The sequence below is a fragment of the Marinobacter bryozoorum genome, from assembly GCF_023156245.1.
Lineage (GTDB): Bacteria > Pseudomonadota > Gammaproteobacteria > Pseudomonadales > Oleiphilaceae > Marinobacter > Marinobacter bryozoorum.
Genome location: NZ_JAKZAH010000003.1, coordinates 31,970 through 49,283, shown reverse-complemented (window position 1 = coordinate 49,283; position 17,314 = coordinate 31,970). Strand labels below are relative to the sequence as shown.

Annotated in this window: 17 protein-coding genes and 1 tRNA gene; 15 read left to right on the top strand and 3 right to left on the bottom strand. The window is 58.7% G+C overall.

Features of this window, described 5'->3' with window-relative positions; translation table 11 throughout:
• Positions 1–44: 44 nt before the first annotated feature.
• The 8 genes from MLC59_RS02605 (at position 45) to MLC59_RS02570 (ending at position 6,206) form a co-directional block, all read left to right on the top strand.
• Positions 45–293 carry a helix-turn-helix transcriptional regulator gene (locus MLC59_RS02605; RefSeq protein WP_248230649.1) on the top strand — a complete coding sequence of 83 codons (249 nt, stop codon included), beginning with the start codon at positions 45–47 and terminating at the stop codon, positions 291–293.
• 3 nt (positions 294–296) lie between these two features.
• On the top strand, positions 297–500 hold the full coding sequence (locus MLC59_RS02600) for a hypothetical protein (RefSeq protein WP_248230648.1): 204 nt from the start codon (positions 297–299) through the stop codon (positions 498–500).
• A complete protein-coding gene (locus MLC59_RS02595) occupies positions 497–2,722 on the top strand; it encodes an AAA family ATPase (protein ID WP_248230647.1) in 2,226 nt (741 codons plus the stop codon). The genes MLC59_RS02600 and MLC59_RS02595 overlap by 4 nt, the downstream gene beginning before the upstream one ends.
• A 480-nt stretch (positions 2,723–3,202) precedes the next feature.
• Positions 3,203–3,556, top strand: a complete 354-nt coding sequence (locus MLC59_RS02590; RefSeq protein WP_248230646.1) for a hypothetical protein — start codon at positions 3,203–3,205, stop codon at positions 3,554–3,556.
• Entirely contained in the window at positions 3,553–4,947 is a 1,395-nt protein-coding gene (locus tag MLC59_RS02585; RefSeq protein ID WP_248230645.1) for a hypothetical protein, read from the top strand. The genes MLC59_RS02590 and MLC59_RS02585 overlap by 4 nt, the downstream gene beginning before the upstream one ends.
• Positions 4,948–5,066: 119 nt before the next feature.
• Entirely contained in the window at positions 5,067–5,795 is a 729-nt protein-coding gene (locus MLC59_RS02580; protein ID WP_248230644.1) for a hypothetical protein, read from the top strand.
• A complete protein-coding gene (locus MLC59_RS02575) occupies positions 5,795–5,986 on the top strand; it encodes a hypothetical protein (protein ID WP_248230643.1) in 192 nt (63 codons plus the stop codon). Before MLC59_RS02580 ends, MLC59_RS02575 begins: the two co-directional genes overlap by 1 nt.
• A complete protein-coding gene (locus MLC59_RS02570) occupies positions 5,973–6,206 on the top strand; it encodes a hypothetical protein (protein WP_248230642.1) in 234 nt (77 codons plus the stop codon). The genes MLC59_RS02575 and MLC59_RS02570 overlap by 14 nt, the downstream gene beginning before the upstream one ends.
• Before the next feature lie 508 nt (positions 6,207–6,714).
• Here MLC59_RS02570 and MLC59_RS02565 read toward each other — a convergent pair.
• Positions 6,715–6,801, bottom strand: a tRNA-Leu gene (locus MLC59_RS02565).
• A 197-nt stretch (positions 6,802–6,998) separates the two neighbouring features.
• A complete protein-coding gene (locus tag MLC59_RS02560; protein WP_248230641.1) occupies positions 6,999–7,640 on the bottom strand; it encodes a class I SAM-dependent methyltransferase in 642 nt (213 codons plus the stop codon).
• Between the two features lie 199 nt (positions 7,641–7,839).
• Here MLC59_RS02560 and MLC59_RS02555 point away from each other — a divergent pair, with 199 nt between their 5' ends.
• The 7 genes from MLC59_RS02555 (at position 7,840) to MLC59_RS02525 (ending at position 15,923) form a co-directional block, all read left to right on the top strand.
• Positions 7,840–9,252 (top strand): cytochrome ubiquinol oxidase subunit I, encoded by a 1,413-nt coding sequence (locus tag MLC59_RS02555; protein ID WP_248230640.1) that lies wholly within the window; start codon positions 7,840–7,842, stop codon positions 9,250–9,252.
• 2 nt (positions 9,253–9,254) lie between these two features.
• A complete protein-coding gene (cydB, locus tag MLC59_RS02550; RefSeq protein ID WP_248230639.1) occupies positions 9,255–10,256 on the top strand; it encodes a cytochrome d ubiquinol oxidase subunit II in 1,002 nt (333 codons plus the stop codon).
• Positions 10,257–11,948, top strand: a complete 1,692-nt coding sequence (gene cydD, locus MLC59_RS02545) for a thiol reductant ABC exporter subunit CydD (RefSeq protein WP_248230638.1) — start codon at positions 10,257–10,259, stop codon at positions 11,946–11,948. It abuts the gene before it with no gap.
• Positions 11,941–13,587 (top strand): amino acid ABC transporter ATP-binding/permease protein, encoded by a 1,647-nt coding sequence (locus MLC59_RS02540; protein ID WP_248230637.1) that lies wholly within the window; start codon positions 11,941–11,943, stop codon positions 13,585–13,587. Before cydD ends, MLC59_RS02540 begins: the two co-directional genes overlap by 8 nt.
• Before the next feature lie 89 nt (positions 13,588–13,676).
• On the top strand, positions 13,677–15,170 hold the full coding sequence (locus MLC59_RS02535; protein WP_248230636.1) for a DUF1538 family protein: 1,494 nt from the start codon (positions 13,677–13,679) through the stop codon (positions 15,168–15,170).
• Positions 15,167–15,520 (top strand): P-II family nitrogen regulator, encoded by a 354-nt coding sequence (locus tag MLC59_RS02530; RefSeq protein ID WP_248230634.1) that lies wholly within the window; start codon positions 15,167–15,169, stop codon positions 15,518–15,520. The genes MLC59_RS02535 and MLC59_RS02530 overlap by 4 nt, the downstream gene beginning before the upstream one ends.
• 10 nt (positions 15,521–15,530) lie before the next feature.
• Entirely contained in the window at positions 15,531–15,923 is a 393-nt protein-coding gene (locus MLC59_RS02525) for a CBS domain-containing protein (RefSeq protein WP_248230632.1), read from the top strand.
• Between the two features lie 47 nt (positions 15,924–15,970).
• On the opposite strand, the gene MLC59_RS02520 is transcribed toward MLC59_RS02525, so the two are convergent.
• Positions 15,971–17,236, bottom strand: a complete 1,266-nt coding sequence (locus MLC59_RS02520) for a saccharopine dehydrogenase family protein (protein WP_248230630.1) — start codon at positions 17,234–17,236, stop codon at positions 15,971–15,973.
• Positions 17,237–17,314: the final 78 nt, after the last annotated feature.

The following is a 17,314-nucleotide window of genomic DNA, read 5'->3' as shown; positions in this document are numbered from 1 at the left end:
AGAGAAAACTAGCCTCGTTGTTCAAACACAGTGAGGCTAGATCAATGCTACAGACCACACCGAAACCTGAAACCACCGCCCTTCCCCCGGAGCATTCCGTAACCCTTCCCCGCCTGTGGGATCAGAAAACACTGGCCGCTTATTTGGGCAAGTCCACCGCCTGGTGTGAACGCGCCCGGTGGGCTGGTGAAGGCCCCCGCTTTGTGAAGCTTGGCCGCCATGTTCGCTACAGGGCTGATGACGTTCTGGCGTGGATCGAAGAAAACGCCCGCACCTGTTCCGGGGAGGGCTGAACCATGAGACGCACCCCCGGCCGCTTCTACAACCACGCCGACCAAGCCGAATACATAGCCCTAAGCCGTGTGGCTGATGTGGCCGGTGTCCCTGCTCACATTATCACCAACGCAATCAGCAACGGCACGTTACCCGTCCGGGAGATATGCGGCTGTAAATGCGTGGCGGTAACGGATCTGTTCGAGTTTAAGGAGGGGGCAAAATGACAGAGCTACAACGAACAACCCCCGCAGCCGGGCAAGCAAACGGGGGCACTTTCGAGGGCGATCAACAGTATTATAGCACCACTGAACAGAAAACGAACAGCCCGAAGCCCGATCTGTCCGAAGCCCGGCGGCTGGTATCTGCGGGCATGAAGCTGGTACGCCTGCACGACAACACCAAACAGCCTATTGGCGAAGAATGGAACAAGCACGCCGTTAAAGCGATAGACCCGAAGGCCACCGGGTATGGCCTGCCCCTGGTAGTAAACAACCTTTGCTCAATCGACCCTGACCACCTGGAAATGGCCCGCGCCGGGCTGAAAGCATGGGGCTATGATCTGGACGCACTGCTAGCCCAGGGAGTCCGCACGGCTTCCACCCGCCCCGGAAGCGGGGGCCGCTCCGCCTTTGCAGCTGATGAATACGAAATGTGCCGGTGGCTGACCTTCAAAGTCTTTGATGACGAGGGCAACAGCGTGACCGTTCTGGAATTGCGGGCAAAGTCTGCAAACCTACAGGACTGTGTGCCAGGGCTGGTGTATACCGACCGCAAAACCGGGGAACTATGCACCCAGCGTTACGCCAACGATAACCGCTTAGATGATGCCCCAGCCCTGCCGGATGATTTCGCCAGGCTGTGGCGGATGCTATCAACTGATGATGACGAGTTACGGGAGTTCGACCGGCGGTTCTGCCAGGGGATCATTGACGCCGGTTTTCAGATCAACGGGAAGCGCCCGAAGTACCTCCCGCAGATGGGTAACGGGGAGTCCCTGCCGTTCCCCGCTCCGGGCTACCGTGGCCCGTTTAACGAGGCCAACACAGTGCCGGACATTATCGAGCCGCACGGGTACGCCTACCATGCACGGGAAAGCCGCTACAGCCACCCCGGAGCCACCGGAGCGCCCGGTATACGCCCTATACCGGGGAAAGATGGCCTATGGCGTTCTGACCATGCTGGCGACCCCCTGCACGGCACGTTTGACGCATGGGCCGCACACGTTCAACTGAACCATGGCGGGGACGTTGAAGCCGCCATAAAGGCGGAGCAACAGAAACAGATCGACAACGATTTTGACGAACTAACCGCTGACGCGCCGAAGGATGACCCCTATGGACTGCAAGCGGCAAAAATCGGGGATCTGCTGGACAGTGACCCGCCCGCCCGTGAATGGCTGGTAACAGATCGTCTGCCCCTTGGGGTGGTAGGTCTGCTGGCCGCTGCTGGTGGCACGGGCAAGAGTATGGCAACCCTGCAACTGGCTATCAGTGTGTGTACCGGCCTGCCGTGGCTGGAAATGCCCATGGACAAAACCGGGGCGGTTCTGATGTTTAGTGCCGAGGATGACCGGGACGAAATACACCGCCGCCTGAAAACCGTCATTGGCCTGTATTCCGATGATGTAGACCCGTTCGACCCCCAGCCGTTTGAACCGCACAAAGCCGCCATTGCCGAGCGCCTGCACGTATTTGACCGGGTAGGCAAAGACAACCGGCTGACCGCCAAGCTGAACGGGGAGACACAAAGAACGGCTTTCGTTCGGTATGTGCTGGAAGCTGCCCAGCAAGTGCCGGACTGCAAGCTGATCGTATTAGACCCCTTGGCACGTTTTGACGGTGGCGACCCCAACGACAACGCAGACAGCACCCGCCTAATTGAGTGTGCCGAGCAGATCCGCAAGGCCACCGGGGCAACTGTGTTACTGCCGCACCACGTCAACAAAGGAAGCCTTAAAGATCCCGCCAGCGGGCAGGAAGCGGTAAGGGGTGGCTCCGGTCTGGTGGATGGCTCCCGCTGGGTAGGTCTGCTGGCTGGCCTGCGGGCAGACCAAGCCAAAAAGGAATACGGCATAGACCCCGAAGCCGCCGGGCAGTATGTGCGGTTCACTACCCCGAAGGCGAACTACTCCGCCCCATGGGAAGGAACCTGGCTCCGCCGTTTGAGCGGGGGCGCGCTGGTGCCGTGTGAGTTGCAGGCAGTGAAGGACACCCGCCAGGAACAGAAAGCGGAGGAGCGTTATTCCGCCTTCCTGGTGAAAGCCAAGGAGATGATTCGCAAGGCCGTAGAGAAAAGCGACCCCCTGACCGCCCGGAAGTTGCGCGCCTATGGCGGCACGGCTGGTGTGTTCGGGATGGGCGAAGTAATGCTCCGGGGCTGTATCAATCGAGCCATTGAGGAAGGCGAAATAATCAAAGGGTTCGACAATACATTACGGCTGGGATGATGGGGTGATAGGTGGGATGGGATGATGGGATAAACCATCCCACTAAGCCATCCCATCCCAGTCTAGCCCTTGGGGCGCAAGGGGTTGAACTAACCGGCGGGATGAATCCTAAACCATCCCACCATCCCGGCTCAGCCCTTGGGAGAGTAAGGCGGGACTGGGATGGTTTTTCACCCCTAAAGGGGGGTGTGTAAAAGCACCCCACCACGGGAAGGCTGGCGGATCACACCGCCATAGCCCTGCCCCCGCCGATGAATAGAACAACCCTATTTACTACGCAGTCAATTATTCGCGTCTGCAACTATTATTCCGCACCCTACCCCTTTGAAATCCGCCTTATTCTGGCAATAGAAAGGATATTCTGTCCTTTGTGTGCCTTATTCAAAGCACTGTTATATATAGTCTTTTGATGATTGTTGCTAAGCTGTGCAGCATGTAGTGCATCATACAAGCCGATTACCAAAGGATTACCCCCAGATTATGGCCGCAAAGCAGATCCCCGACAGATACGCCCCCGGCTACTTGGATGACCTGGATGGCCGGCTGGCTGTGGCCCAGGTAATGCGGGAACGGTATCGGGCCTTCACTGATGACCTTGGTGGCGCTGACACATTGAGCTATGCCCAGCGGAGTCTGGTAGAGCGTGCCCTGTGGCTGGAATACTGGCTGGCGGATCAGGAACAGAACCTGGCTAAAGGATCTGAATTCGACGTTGGCAAGTGGGTACAGGCCGCTAACAGCCTTCAGGGCATTCTGACCAAGCTGGGTTTGAACCGCGTGGCCCGTGAAGTGCCAGACCTTGCACAGTTCCTAGAAGCGAGGGCCAAGCAATGATCAGCATCCGTGACCTGATGACGGATCCGGAGCTATACGGGGATCAGTTCGGTGGTGCATCGTTCGCCGCGTGGCGTGCCCTTCTGGCTGGCTTCTATGGCCTTGCACTGACAGACGACGAGCTACCCCACTGGCAGGCCCTGACAGGCCGTGAGCAGGCCCCAGACGCCGCACATGATGAACTATGGCTGGCTATCGGACGCCGTGGCGGGAAGTCCAACATGGCCGCCCTGCTGGCAGTCTTTGAAGCCTGTTTCAATGACCACCGCCCCAACCTGGCACCCGGTGAAGTTGCCACCGTGATGGTCCTGGCTGCTGACCGTAAGCAGGCCCGGTCCGTGTTCCGGTATATCAGTGGCCTGATGAATGCTAACCCGATGCTTGCCCGGCTGATCATCAAGGAATCCGCTGAAACCCTGGAGCTTGCAAACCGAGCCGTTATCGAAGTGGGTACAGCCTCATTCCGCGCCACCCGTGGCTATACGTTCGCCGCCGTTATTGCCGATGAGATAGCGTTCTGGCGTTCTGAGGATTCAGCCAACCCGGACTATGAAATCCTGAACGCAGTCCGTCCCGGCCTTGCCACCCTGAATGGCCCCCTGATTGCCCTTTCCAGCCCCTACAGCCGCCGCGGCGCATTGTGGGAAGCCTACCGCAAACACTACGGCACGGAAGGCGGCATTCTGGTAGCACAGGCCCCGACGCTGACCATGAACCCGACACTACCCCGCCGCCTGGTGGATCAGGCCCTGGACAGGGATCCCGCCGCTGCTGCTGCTGAATACCTGGCACAGTTCCGAGATGACATAACCGGGTTTATCACCCGCGCCCTTGCGGACAGCAACGCAAGACAACGCCCGTTGATACTCCCGCCAGTTCGCCGGACCCACTATAGCGCCTTTGTGGACGTGGCCGGTGGCGGTGCTGATGAATACACCCTGGCGATCAGCCACAAGGAAGGCGAGCGGACTGTAATCGATGGGATATGGGCTGAACACGGGGATCCGGCGATTATCACCGCCCGCTATGCCCAGGTTATGCGCCAGTACGGGATTAAACAGTGTACCGGCGACCGTTACGCGGCTGAGTGGCCCCGCCAGGAATACAAAAAGCACGGAATCACAATGCAGAACAGCAACCTGAACCGATCCGAGTTGTACCTGGAGTTAATGCCGATGCTGCAAACGGGCTCTATCGAGCTTCCACCGGACGAAAAGGCCCTGATGCAGCTAACACTGCTGGAGCGCCGGACGGGACGCAGTGGCCGGGACATTATCGACCACGCCCCACAAGGCCATGATGACCGCGCTAACGCCCTGGCCGGGGCTGCCCAACTGGCAGTTTCCAGAAAAACCGCCGTGGGAATGCGCCGGATCCGGGGCCTTGCCTGAAGGAGTAACGACAGTGCCGAAGAAATACAGAAAGCCCAAAGACACGAAAAGCGGAGTTCACCAGTTCTATCAGAGCCTGAAAGCCGCAAAAGACAAAGCACCGACAAAGGAACAGCACCATGCCCGAAACAGTTAAACGCACCGAGCCAGAGTTCAAGATTCACACCGACCTACACGCCGGCCACTTCACCCAGGAGACCGTAGAGCAGCATCAACACGACACAGTGTTCCTGTCCCTGGTGAATGCCCACGACACGGCACGCAATGCCGCAGAACGGATCCTCGCAGCCCGTAAGGTAGCGTTAGCGAACACCCTGCAAACCGAATCGAAGAATATCGAGGAGTTCAGCAAGGCCCACGAAAAGGCATTCAACGCCGCATCGGGCAAGCTGGACAATGCGATCCAGTATGCGCGCCAGGCAATCACCGATATCGAGCAACAACTGAACGCGCCCGTTGATGCACCGAAGAACGCCGGCACCGCATCGGATATCCGCAACCACGTTAAACACCTGGACCGGGAGCAGCGTTCCGCCTTTGTCGCTGATGCTATGGCAAACAACGACCACGAGACACTGACCGCGATCCTGTCCGCGCCCGCGTATCTCTCCGGCCTGACACCTGCCCAGCACCAACACCACAAAACCGAGTTCAAGAAACGGCAGAACCCGGAACTGTTCTCCCGCCTGGATCTGCTGAAAAAGACCGAGGCCAGAGTGACGAGCGCCGGCTCGAAACTGGTAGAGCTTTCAGGCCAGATCCACAACCACGACGCCAGCAAGCTGAAAGCGGCGAAGGAAGCCGACGAGCGGGCACGCAAGGCCCTGTCCGGCCTGGAGTCGATGTAATGGACCGGGACAACCACAGGCCCATGGAAGGGCTGAATACCTGGAAGGCAACCGCAGGCGGCATAGAGTTCCGTGGCATGAATGAGCAGAGCGCCGTGAACCGGGTTGAAAGCTACTTGCGGAACACTGGCCGGGAAGGGCTACCGATAACCGTAGAACCGCCGGAGGGCTTCGACAATGGCGATCAATAATTCGAGCGTGCGGGATCAATACAGTAATCAGCAACGCTACCTTGGCAACGCCACAAGGCCGTTAAGCGAGGAACCTGTGTGGTTCGCCATCGTCGCCCACAAGGGCCGGCAAGTGGCGGAGCTGGTAGGCAAGGAACCGGCAGAACTCGAAGCACGCGCCCATCGTTACGCCGCCAGCATGGGATTGAAGCGCGCCGTGGTGTCAGTCAGGCCCGCATGAATCAAATCTGATTTACCCACCGCCGGCCTGTCCGGGCTGGCTTTACGCTCAAGGATGAGCGCCCGCCCGCCGGAGAGATGGGTATCCACGGATTGTGTGACCCTTTACCCACAAGCCGCCAGGTACTACGAAAGTTTCGTAATGCCCGGAATCAGGGGTATTCACCCGCCCACACGGGAAATACGTTCCCCCAGCTTTGGGGTAAACGTGATCCTGCCTCACATTTACCGGGACACTGGCAACGCCCTTATTCCAAAAAAATCTGAGCACGGCTTTTGCTTTACCTGATACCGGACTTTAGGAATTCAGGTATATGTGACTGTATTTAAAAGCCAAGCAAAAACCGGACCGCTGATTTTTCGTTATAGCCGTTTGATCTATCGGTGAGGCCCTGGCGGGTGATCGGTTGCCCGTTGCCAGTGGGCTGGCGGGATGCAGGCACAGGACCGGGGTGAAACAACCGCTGACCGGCTGACCGGTTTATGGCTGCTTTCCCTGGATTGGGGATTGGTGCTCCGGGCCGGACTCGAACCGGCACGGCCTAACGGCCAACGGATTTTAAATCCGTAGTGTCTACCAATTTCACCACCGGAGCGTTTTACTTTAATTTGATGCACCAGTGATGCACCAGATTTTTTGACCCTTTCAACGTACTGTTTTAATTGGGTTTTTCTGACACGCTGACTTTATTTTAAGTCCCCAGTGTCTACCAATTTCACCACCCGGGCTTTTCGGAAGGGAAAAGACGGGCAGGATTGTATAAGGCCATGGCGCGCAAAGCAATTGGGAGGGCTAATCGCTTGCCTGAGCTGGGTCGGGTTTCACCGCCATGCCCTGGTACAGGTAACCAGCGATCTGTGGGGCGCTGGGCATGTAGAAGTTTTCCAGCTCTTTGATGTGAAACCCCGCTTGTTCGATCAGTTGGTCGATCGGTCGGTTCAGGTGGCAGCCGCCAGCGAATTGCTTCCAGACCGGGGTTATGCGGTGTTGCCACTTCTGTGTGGGGTTTTCCGGGGCTTCGCCGTGTTCCAGGAACAGCAACTCCCCACCGGGTCTGAGTACCCGCAGCATTTGTTGCAGTGCGACCTGGTGATCCGGGATGGTGCACAGCGTGAAGGTCAGCAGGACGGTGTCTACACTGTTAGCCAGAAGGGGGATTTTCTCACCGGGAAGGTCCAGCCACTGCACGGCAACCGGTGACCTGGCCAGGTTATCCGTGGCCTTCAGGCGCATCCCCCGTGAAGGCTCCAGGCCGTAAACCAGCTCTACGGTGTCCGGATTGTAGAATTCGAGGTTGATAGCGGAGCCCATGCCCACTTCCAGTACGATGCCTTTGGCCCGGGGCACTAACCGACCGCGTAGTTTCATGACCTGCCCTACTGAACAGGCCTTGTCGATGATATGGGGCAGGATGCGTTCCGCGTAGAAGCCCAAGGTTTTCTCCACAATTGATTTAAGGCAAGTGGTGCGACATTCTGCCCCTTTGGCGTGCTGCGGGTTCAGAGTAGCATGCTAGTATTGATGGATTGAAGTTAGCTGCCGGTACTAACAAAAACTGCACAAACGGAAGGCAGTAATACCAAGGTGGGAGTGCCCTCACTCCCATGAGAACTGTGGTTACCGGAGGTTCCCGATGGAGCTAGATCCCCTGTTGCTGTCGCGAATACAGTTTGCGTTCGTGGTTTCCTTCCATGCGATTTTCCCCGTCTTCACAATTGGCCTGGCCTCCTACATAGCGGTCCTTGAAGGTCTTGCCTTCAAGACTGAAAACCCGGCCTGGACCAGGTTGTCCACCTTCTGGACAAAGGTGTTCGCGGTGGTTTTTGGTATGGGCGTGGTGTCCGGCATTGTCATGTCGTTCCAGTTTGGCACCAATTGGTCCAACTTCTCCCAGGCGACGGCCAACTTCCTCGGGCCAATGTTGAGCTATGAGGTCGTTACGGCCTTCTTCCTTGAAGCCGCTTTTCTGGGGGTGTTGCTGTTTGGTCGTGACAAGGTGCCCGCAGGGGTTCATTTGTTCGCGGCGGTTATGGTGGCCTTCGGCACCTTTATTTCCTCATTCTGGATACTTTCCGCAAACAGCTGGATGCAGACGCCAGCCGGCGTTGAACTCCGGGAAGGCATCTTTCATGTCACCTCCTGGTCTGAGGCCATCTTTAACCCCTCGTTCACCTGGCGGTTTGTCCATATGGTCATGGCCTCGTTCCTTACCGGTGGCTTCGTGGTCGCAGGTGTAAGCGCCTGGTACCTGCTGCGCGGGCGTGAGATTGAAGCCAACCGCAAGGCGCTGTCGATGTGCCTCTGGATGCTTTTGATCATGGCACCGTCCCAGGCCGTGATCGGGGACTTCCATGGTCTGAACACCCAGGAACACCAGCCAGTAAAGGTCGCAGCCATGGAAGGTAACTGGGAAACCGACACCCGTGTGCCCCTGCTTCTGTTTGCGCTGCCCGACCAGGAAAACCAGACCAACCGTTTCGAGATCGGTATTCCCGGGATGGCCAGTCTGATCCTGGCCCATGATATTGACGGTCAGGTGCCTGGCCTGGACCTGGTACCACAAGAGGAACAACCTCCGGTAATGCTGGTGTTCTGGAGCTTCCGGGTAATGGTGGGACTTGGCTTCCTGATGATCGGCTTCGCCATTGCAGGCCTGGTACTGCGCCGGGGTGGTCGCTACGCCGAGAACCGCTGGTTCCTGCAGGGGCTGCGACTGATGTCGGTGACGCCGTTTGTGGCAGTACTGTCCGGCTGGTTTGTCACCGAGTTTGGCCGTGCACCCTGGGTGGTTTACGGCATGATGACCCAGGCGGAGGGGCTGACCCCGTCCCTCACGGGTGGCATGGCCCTGTTTACCCTCATCGGTTACATCGTCGTCTACGCCCTGGTGTTCTCAGCAGGTGTCTACTACCTGATGCGAGTACTCCACGACGGCCTCGAGGCCAGGGACCAGGAATACCAGTCGGACCACCCCAAACGGCCGCTTTCTGCAGCCCATGTGCCGTTTGAATACAACGAAGACATCGTGCGTCCGGGAGGGTATTGATTATGGAACTGTTTGACCTGGCCCTGATCTGGGCATTCATCATCGGCTTTGGTGTCATCATGTATGTACTGATGGACGGCTTCGATCTGGGCGTGGGGATTTTATTTCCTTTCGCACCGGACGAGGAATCCCGGGATGTCATGATGAACTCGGTAGCACCGGTATGGGATGGCAACGAAACCTGGCTGGTACTCGGGGGCGCCGGACTGCTGGCAGCCTTCCCCATGGTGTATTCGATTCTCTTGCCGGCATTGTACATCGGCGTTTTCCTGATGCTCGCGGGCCTCATTTTCCGGGGTGTGGCATTCGAGTTCCGCTTTAAGGCCAACACCTCCCGTTATCTCTGGAACTGGGCATTTGCCGGTGGCTCCACCGTTGCCGCCTTTGCCCAGGGCGTAGTGGTGGGTGCCTATATCGAAGGCTTTGAAACCGCCAACGGGGTCTATGTAGGTGGCGCGCTGGACTGGCTGACACCGTTTACCGTGTTGACCGGACTAGGCCTGCTGGCCGGCTACGGACTGCTGGGGGCCACCTGGCTGGTGCTCAAGACCGAAGGCGACCTCCAGCAATGGGCCCGGCGGCTGGTTACGCCGCTGCTGGTAGCGGTACTGGTGGTTTTTGCGATCATCAGCATCTGGACCCCCTTTGTCGATTCGTTCGTGCGGGACCGCTGGTTCGACCACATAACACTGATCTGGGTGTTCCCCGCGTTTGGCCTGTTCTGCGCCTGGCAGGTTTTCCGGGCGATTCGCCGGCACAAGGATGGCATGCCGTTCGTGGCGACGATGGGGCTGTTTATCAGCACCTATCTGGGACTGATCGTGAGCAAGTGGCCCTATGTGGTTCCCCCGAACTACACCCTGTGGGACGCGTCGTCTGCCTACGGCTCACAACTGTTCCTTTTGCTGGGGCTGTTGTTCGTGATTCCGGTCGTGCTGGGCTACACCGCCTGGACCTACTGGGTATTCCGCGGCAAGGTCCGTGCAGGAGAAGGCTACCACTGAGTGCCTGACCCAACTCCCGAAAGCCCTACCCCACGAGAGGCAGCGCGCTGGTTGAAACAGCGCCAGCGCCCTGCCCTCGGCACCATTCGCGCGGCAGCACTGGCCGGAACCCTGGCGGCTGCGGCAACCATTGTTCAGCTGGGCGGCATGGCCTGGGTTGCCCACCAGGTACTGACCGGCGAACAACTGCCCGGTCAGTTACTCGCCGTGATTATCCTCGTTCTGGTGGCCATCGCCGTGCGCACCTCTTCCGTCGCCCTGCAGAACCGCTATGCCGCCAGTGCAAGCGACCAGATACGGATGGCACTGCGCCGGGACCTGCTTGATCATTTCCATCGAGTTGGACCTGTTGGTCTGGGCCAGTCCTCAGCAGGCACACTGGCCTCGGAGTGGCTGGACCAGGTCGAAGCCCTGCACGGTTACTACGCCCACTATCTCCCGCAGATGATACTTTCAGTGGTGGTGCCGCTGTTAATACTGGTCACGGTGCTTTGGCTGGACTGGCTGGCCGCGTTGTTCCTGCTGCTGTCCGCTCCGCTGATCCCGCTTTTCATGGCGTTGGTGGGGATGGGTGCCGAGAAACTGAACCAGCAGCATATGGAAACCCTCGGACGCCTGTCCGGTCACTTCCTGGACCGCCTGCGGGGACTGTCTACGCTGCAGCTATTTGACTATACAGGCCCTGCCACCCGTGACATTGCCAGGGCTACGGATGAGTACCGCCAGGTGAATATGAAAACACTGCGGGTAGCCTTTTTGTCGTCGGCGGTGCTGGAGTTCTTTGCTTCCATTGCCATTGCAGTGATCGCCATCTATATCGGTTTCGGGCTGTTGGGGTATATCAGCTATGGCCCTTCCACCGAGCTCACCCTGTTTTCCGGCCTGTTTATCCTGTTGTTGGCGCCAGAGTTCTACCAACCCCTTCGTCAACTGGCGCAGCATTATCATGACCGGGCTACGGCCCTGGGTGCTGCAGCTCAACTCCGGCAGCGGCTCAACAATGCTCCAGAGGCAGCAGTTGTACCGGGCAGGGAGGTCGCAGGCAGTAGCACAGCTGTGGTTGAACTGGATAACGTGGCCGTGAGCTTTCGTGATGGACGCACAGGCCTTGAACCGCTTTCCCTTACCATTGCCAGCCCACAACTGGTGGCAGTGTCCGGGCCCTCCGGCGCAGGCAAGTCCACCCTGCTCCACCTGATTGCCGGCTTTCTTGCTCCCACAAGCGGCGTGGTCCGTGTGAACGGAGAGCTACCAGACGCAAGGCCATTCGGGTGGCTGGGACAGTCACCGTTTATCCGCCAGGATACCTGGGCGGGCAACCTGCGCATGGTAGCCCCGGATGCGACCGACCAGGAGCTGACCGATGCCCTGGATAAAGTCGGCCTGGGTGAGCTTATCCGGCAGCGCCCACTAGGCCTTGATACGCCCATCCAGGAAGGCGGTGCAGGCCTGTCCGGGGGCCAGGCACGCCGGCTGGCTACTGCCAGGCTCTTCCTTGCCCGCTACCCGCTGATCCTGATGGATGAACCCACTGCCGGGCTTGACCCCCGGAGCGAGCATTGTTTGCTTGAGGCAATCCGGCAACTCAGGGACCAGGGGGCCACCATCATCATGGCCAGTCACCACCCGGCCGTGCTGAATGCGGCGGACCGCTGCCTGACACTGGTCGACGGGAGGCTCCAGGATGAATGAACTGCGGCCCTGGCTGCGCCTTCTCGCCGCTCGTTGGCAGCGGTTGGTTATTGGTGGCCTGCTGATATTCGCGACGATACTGGCCGGAGTAGGCTTGCTGGCGCTCTCTGGCTGGTTTATCACTGCTACAGCCCTTACCGGCCTATTGCTGGTTGCCGGGGTTGCGGCCCAGCTGGATATCTACACCCCCGGTGGGGGCATACGGTTCTTTGCCCTTGCCCGTACGGTTTCGCGTTACCTGGAGCGGGTTTACAACCACGACACGGTGCTGCGGCTGCTTGCCGATGTGCGGGTCGCGTTGTTCACTCGCCTTGCATTGGCCCACCCAGGCAAAACCGCGACAAAACGCCCTGCTGACTGGCTCAACCGCCTGGTTGCGGATGTCGACGCAATGGACACCCTGTACCTGCAGTTGATCGCCCCATCCGGGCTGGCACTGGCGGGACTGTTGCTGGCAGCTTTTGTGATGGCCCTTGTCGCGCCTCCCCTGCTGTGGTCACTGGCACCCCTGACAATGCTGCCAATGGTCCTGTACCTGTTGGCCCGTCGTACCTTTGCACCATCCCGCAACCAGGGCGAGCAAACCGAGGCCCTCCGCGGCCGCTTCGTGGATGCCCTTGAAGGCAATGGTGAGCTACGGGCCGCCCAGCTCTGGTCACCGGAAGCCATTGCCCTGCTTCGGGATAGTCGTACCCTCGATACTACCCGCCTGTTGGTTGAACAGCAGACCGCAATCGCCAATGGGGTATCCCTCTTGGCCATACAGCTGGCGTCACTGACCGCAATGCTGATTGGGCTTTCCCTCTGGCAATCGGGGGAACTGAGCGGGCCTGTCGCGTTGCTGTTCACCCTCGCGGTGTTGGGGCTTGGGGAGGCATTTACCGGCCTGCCTGCGGCCTTCAGTCGATTCGGGACCACGCTCGGAGCTGCAGCCCGGCTCAATGATGAAGGTGCTATCCATACTCCCGAGCAAGCAGGAAAGCCGGCTCCAGGCCCTGGCCCTTTGCAGCTGACGGACTTTATCGTGGAACAAAACGGTGAGGCCCTGATCCAGCCACTGTCGTTGCAGTTGCCAGCAAATGGCCGCCTGGCCATCCTGGGCCGATCCGGCTCAGGAAAGTCGTCTCTATTGGATTGCCTTGCTGGTATAAACCACAACTGGCGCGGTGAACTGCAGCTATCCGGTCACAGCGCAGAGTCGGTCAACATCGACGGATGGCGTGCGAATATCAGTTATCTGACACAACGCACCCACCTGTTTAACGATACCATTGCCGCCAACCTGCGAATGGCAAAACCAGACGCTACCGACCAGGACCTGCACAGGATCCTTGACGCCGTAGCACTGACTCCACTACTGGAAACCTTACCGGACGGTATACACAGTATGGTCGGGGAACAGGGGCGCACACTCTCTGGCGGTGAACGTCGCCGGCTGGCCCTGGCGCGGGCCCTGCTGAGGCCCTCAGGGTTGTTGTTGCTCGATGAGCCATTCACCGGGGTAGACGCAGCCACGACCAGGCGTATCTGCACAGCAATAGAACCCTGGTTAAGCTGCCGGACCTGTGTATTTGCCGGGCATGCCGTGGCCGTCTTGCCGAATACGGGAATATACGTCAACCTTGATGAATATCAATAGCCCGACTCAGGGAAAGTGCCAGTATCCATTTGAAATTCGGTGCATTTCAGTGGTAAAAGCGATCACTAGCAGGGCAGGCGGGAGATGATGTGTATTATCTGAAAGCTTTTTTCAGCGCGTTCCTCCACGCCCTGAAGAACCTTCTGCCGATTGTGGTCGTCGTGGCTTTTTTCCAGGCACTGGTGCTGCAACAGGTTCCCGACAACCTCGCAAGCATGACGGTTGGCCTGCTAATCGTTGCCGCCGGCGTGGCACTCTTCCTCCAGGGCCTGGACCTGAGCATATTCCCGGTGGGCAAAAGTCTCTCCAACCAGTTCGCCCGTAAAGGCTCTGTACCGCTGCTGCTGGGTTTTGGCTTCGCCCTTGGTTTTTCCGCAGTAGTGGCTGAACCCGCCCTGATTGCCGTTGCCATGCAGGCCCAGGAAATCAGTGGCGGGCAAATAGACGCCTTTACTCTGCGGATGCTGGTTGCAGTTTCAGTGGGGGTTGTAACGGCCCTGGGCGTGTTCCGGACGATATTTGGATTCCCGCTCCACTGGTTCATGATCACCGGGTATATCATGGTGGTCATTGTGACCTGGTTCGCCCCTGCCGAGATCGTGGGTCTGGCCTACGACTCTGGTGGCGTTACCACCAATGTGGTGACCGTGCCCCTCATCGCCGCCCTGGGAATCGGGCTGGCAACCTCTATCCGGGGGCGAAACCCGCTTATTGACGGTTTTGGACTGGTGGCATTGGCGGTTATGGTCCCGATGATCACTGTGCAGGTATACGGCATCTTTGTGTACGGCAGTGGTGGGGAGGTTTCCGGTGCTGCCAGCCTGTTGGAAACCGGGCAGTCCAAACCTTCGGCAAACGGCCTGTGGAGCATGTTAAGTGAGTTGGTTGGCATGGTTCGTGATGTCTTGCCAATCATTCTCACCGTGCTGGTGTTTCAATACCTGGTGCTGAGAAAGTCGCTGGCGAACCCGGTTAAAGTCGCCTTCGGGTTTGTGCTGGTCATTCTCGGGCTCTATGCCTTCGTGATCGGGTTGAAGATGGGGCTGTTCCCCATCGGCACCAGTATGGCTGAACAGTTGATCACGCTGGATGGCTACCTGTTCGTCTACCTGTTTGCGTTTACTATTGGCTTTGCAACCACCATGGCCGAGCCAGCCCTGATAGCGATCGGTCAACAAGCCGAGGAAGCCGCTGCAGGCCAGATCAACGGTAACGTCATCCGCATACTGGTAGCCTGTGGAGTCGCGGTGGGCATCACTATTGGTGTGCACCGCATAATCGTCGGGGACTCCATGCATTTTTATATCATGGGTGGATATACGGTCGTCATACTACTGACACTGGCGGCGCCACGCTATATCGTGGCCCTTGCCTATGATCTCGGCGGGGTAACAACCTCGGAAGTCACCGTGCCCCTGGTGACTGCGCTCGGCATTGGCCTGGCATCCAATATCGAGGGGCGTAATATCCTTATCGATGGCTTCGGGCTTATAGCATTTGCCTCGATTTTTCCTATTGTCACGGTCATGGGGTACGCCATACTCGCCCAGCTGATGACCAGAAGACGTGAGGTAGACACATGAAATTTTCGGCACTTGTGGCCATTGTTCCGGAGGAGCAGGAGCAGGACTGTATCGACGCCGCTCGTGAGCTTGGTGCTGGCGGGATCACCGTGTTGGCGGGGCGTGGCATCAGTAACACAACCCGCAGGACCTTCTTCGGCCTGACCTACGACGGCAGCCAGAGTGTCCTGCTGATGGTTCTGGAGAAAGGACTGTCACTGGAGGTTCTGAAAGCCATCCAGAAAGTCATCATGCCGGACGGCAAGGATTCCAGCGGTATCGTTTTTACCCTGCCGCTGGAACATCTGGGAGGTATCGACCTCTCCCAGGTGGAAAAATTCGAGCAACACTTGAAAGAAACCCTGGACTAGGAGACGTCGGATGCTGACAGTACGGGACGTAATGGTTCGAGACATCATCAAGGTGTCACCTTTCGCCACCATCCGCGAGGCGATGAACCTGATGAAGCAACACGGCGTTAAATCCCTCGTGGTAGAGCAGCAGAGCGACCATGATGCCTGGGGCCTGATCACCTACACCAACATACTCAAGACGGTGATAGCGGAAGATGGCGATGTTGACTTGCTCAACGTCTATGACGTCTGTGCGAAACCAGTGATCAGTGTGGGCGAGAGCCTGGGGCTGCGCCATGTCGCTGCCCTGATGACCGAGCACCGGGTAAAACGGCTACTTGTCCTTGAAGATAACCGCCTGCTTGGATTCGTCACCATGGACGACATCATGGCGGCCCTGTTCGAGCGGATGGAAGGTTAACGCCTGCCATTCGCCCGGACAGGTTGCCCGATTCCCCACCGGTTGCCTCAGGCTGTCAGGACCTCGAAGGTCATCTTTGCGTTTTCCTGTAACCGCTTCAGCAGGTCTCCGTCCATAAGGCTGGACGGCGTCCAGAAGCCACCGGCCTGGTCCGCCCGCACATCAAAGGCCAGGCATTCCGCCGCCTGGGCCAGCATGCGACTGGTGGATCCATAGCCCGGGTCACCCTGGCCAGTCACCTTGACCGTCAGGCTCTGGCCCCCTTCCGTGGTACCGATGAACCGCAGGTCGTAGAAGCCTTTCTTCTGGGCATTGTCGTCCGGTCCTTCGCCCGGTTCGGGCAGCACAAAGCGCTCGAGGGCCCAACGTGTCGGTTTGACGGCGGTAGCCAGCGCAAAGCCCGCCATCGCACCGGCCAGGGCCAGCGCCCTGCCCCGGCCTTTGATGCCGCGGCCGGTAATCATTGCTTCGTCGTACTGGAATTCAGTGCCGTAGCGGGCGTCAAGCAGTGCATTGGAGCGGTGTACTACCCGGGTGTTGATGGCGGCCATCAGGAACGGCGCCACCCAGGACTCCAGGTCCTGGTCGAACTCGGCGGCCTTGACGTTGGGCTGACGGGTGACTGACCGGTGGTCTGGCGGGCAGAGGGAGAAGGGGTTCGCCAGTTCCTTGCGCAGAGCCTTGTTGGAGGCTGCTTCCCTGATCACGTTCATCAGGCTGGCTACGGTACCCCCTGACAGCCCGCCCTTTGCGGCCTTGACCCGCATCTTCACCCGCTGGCAGGGCTGTCCGAAACGAGCCACGGCTTCCTGCTGCAGATACCACACGCCCATATCCGAGGGAATGGAATCAAAACCACAGCAGTGGACGATGCGAGCCCCGGTGACCTTTGCCCGTTCTTCGTAGAGCTGGATCATCCGGCGAATCCATTGCACTTCGCCAGTCAGGTCACAATAGTCGGTTCCGTTTTCCACGCAGGCGCGAACCAGGGGTTCACCGTGCAGCGCATAGGGCCCGACAGTAGAAACCACCACCCGGGCCTGTTCACACATGGCGTTGAGTGAATCCTCATCGCCTGCGTCAGCAATGACCATGGGAAGGTTGACGGCAGCGGGCCCCAAATCGTCTTTCAGTCGGTCCAGCTTGGCCTTGGAGCGGCCCGCAATCGCCCAGCGCACCGGTCGCTCATCGCTACCAACGCCCTGGTCCCCTTTCCCATTTCCAAAACCATGCCGTTCGGCCATCCGTCGGGTGAGGATCTTTCCAACAAAGCTGGTGGCACCGAACAGCACGATATCAAAAGGGGTTTCCATGACAGTTGCTCCTTAGGGAGGGTTATCGGTGAACATCGCCCGGAAGTCTGCAAGGATAGCAGAGCCGATCCGGGGATA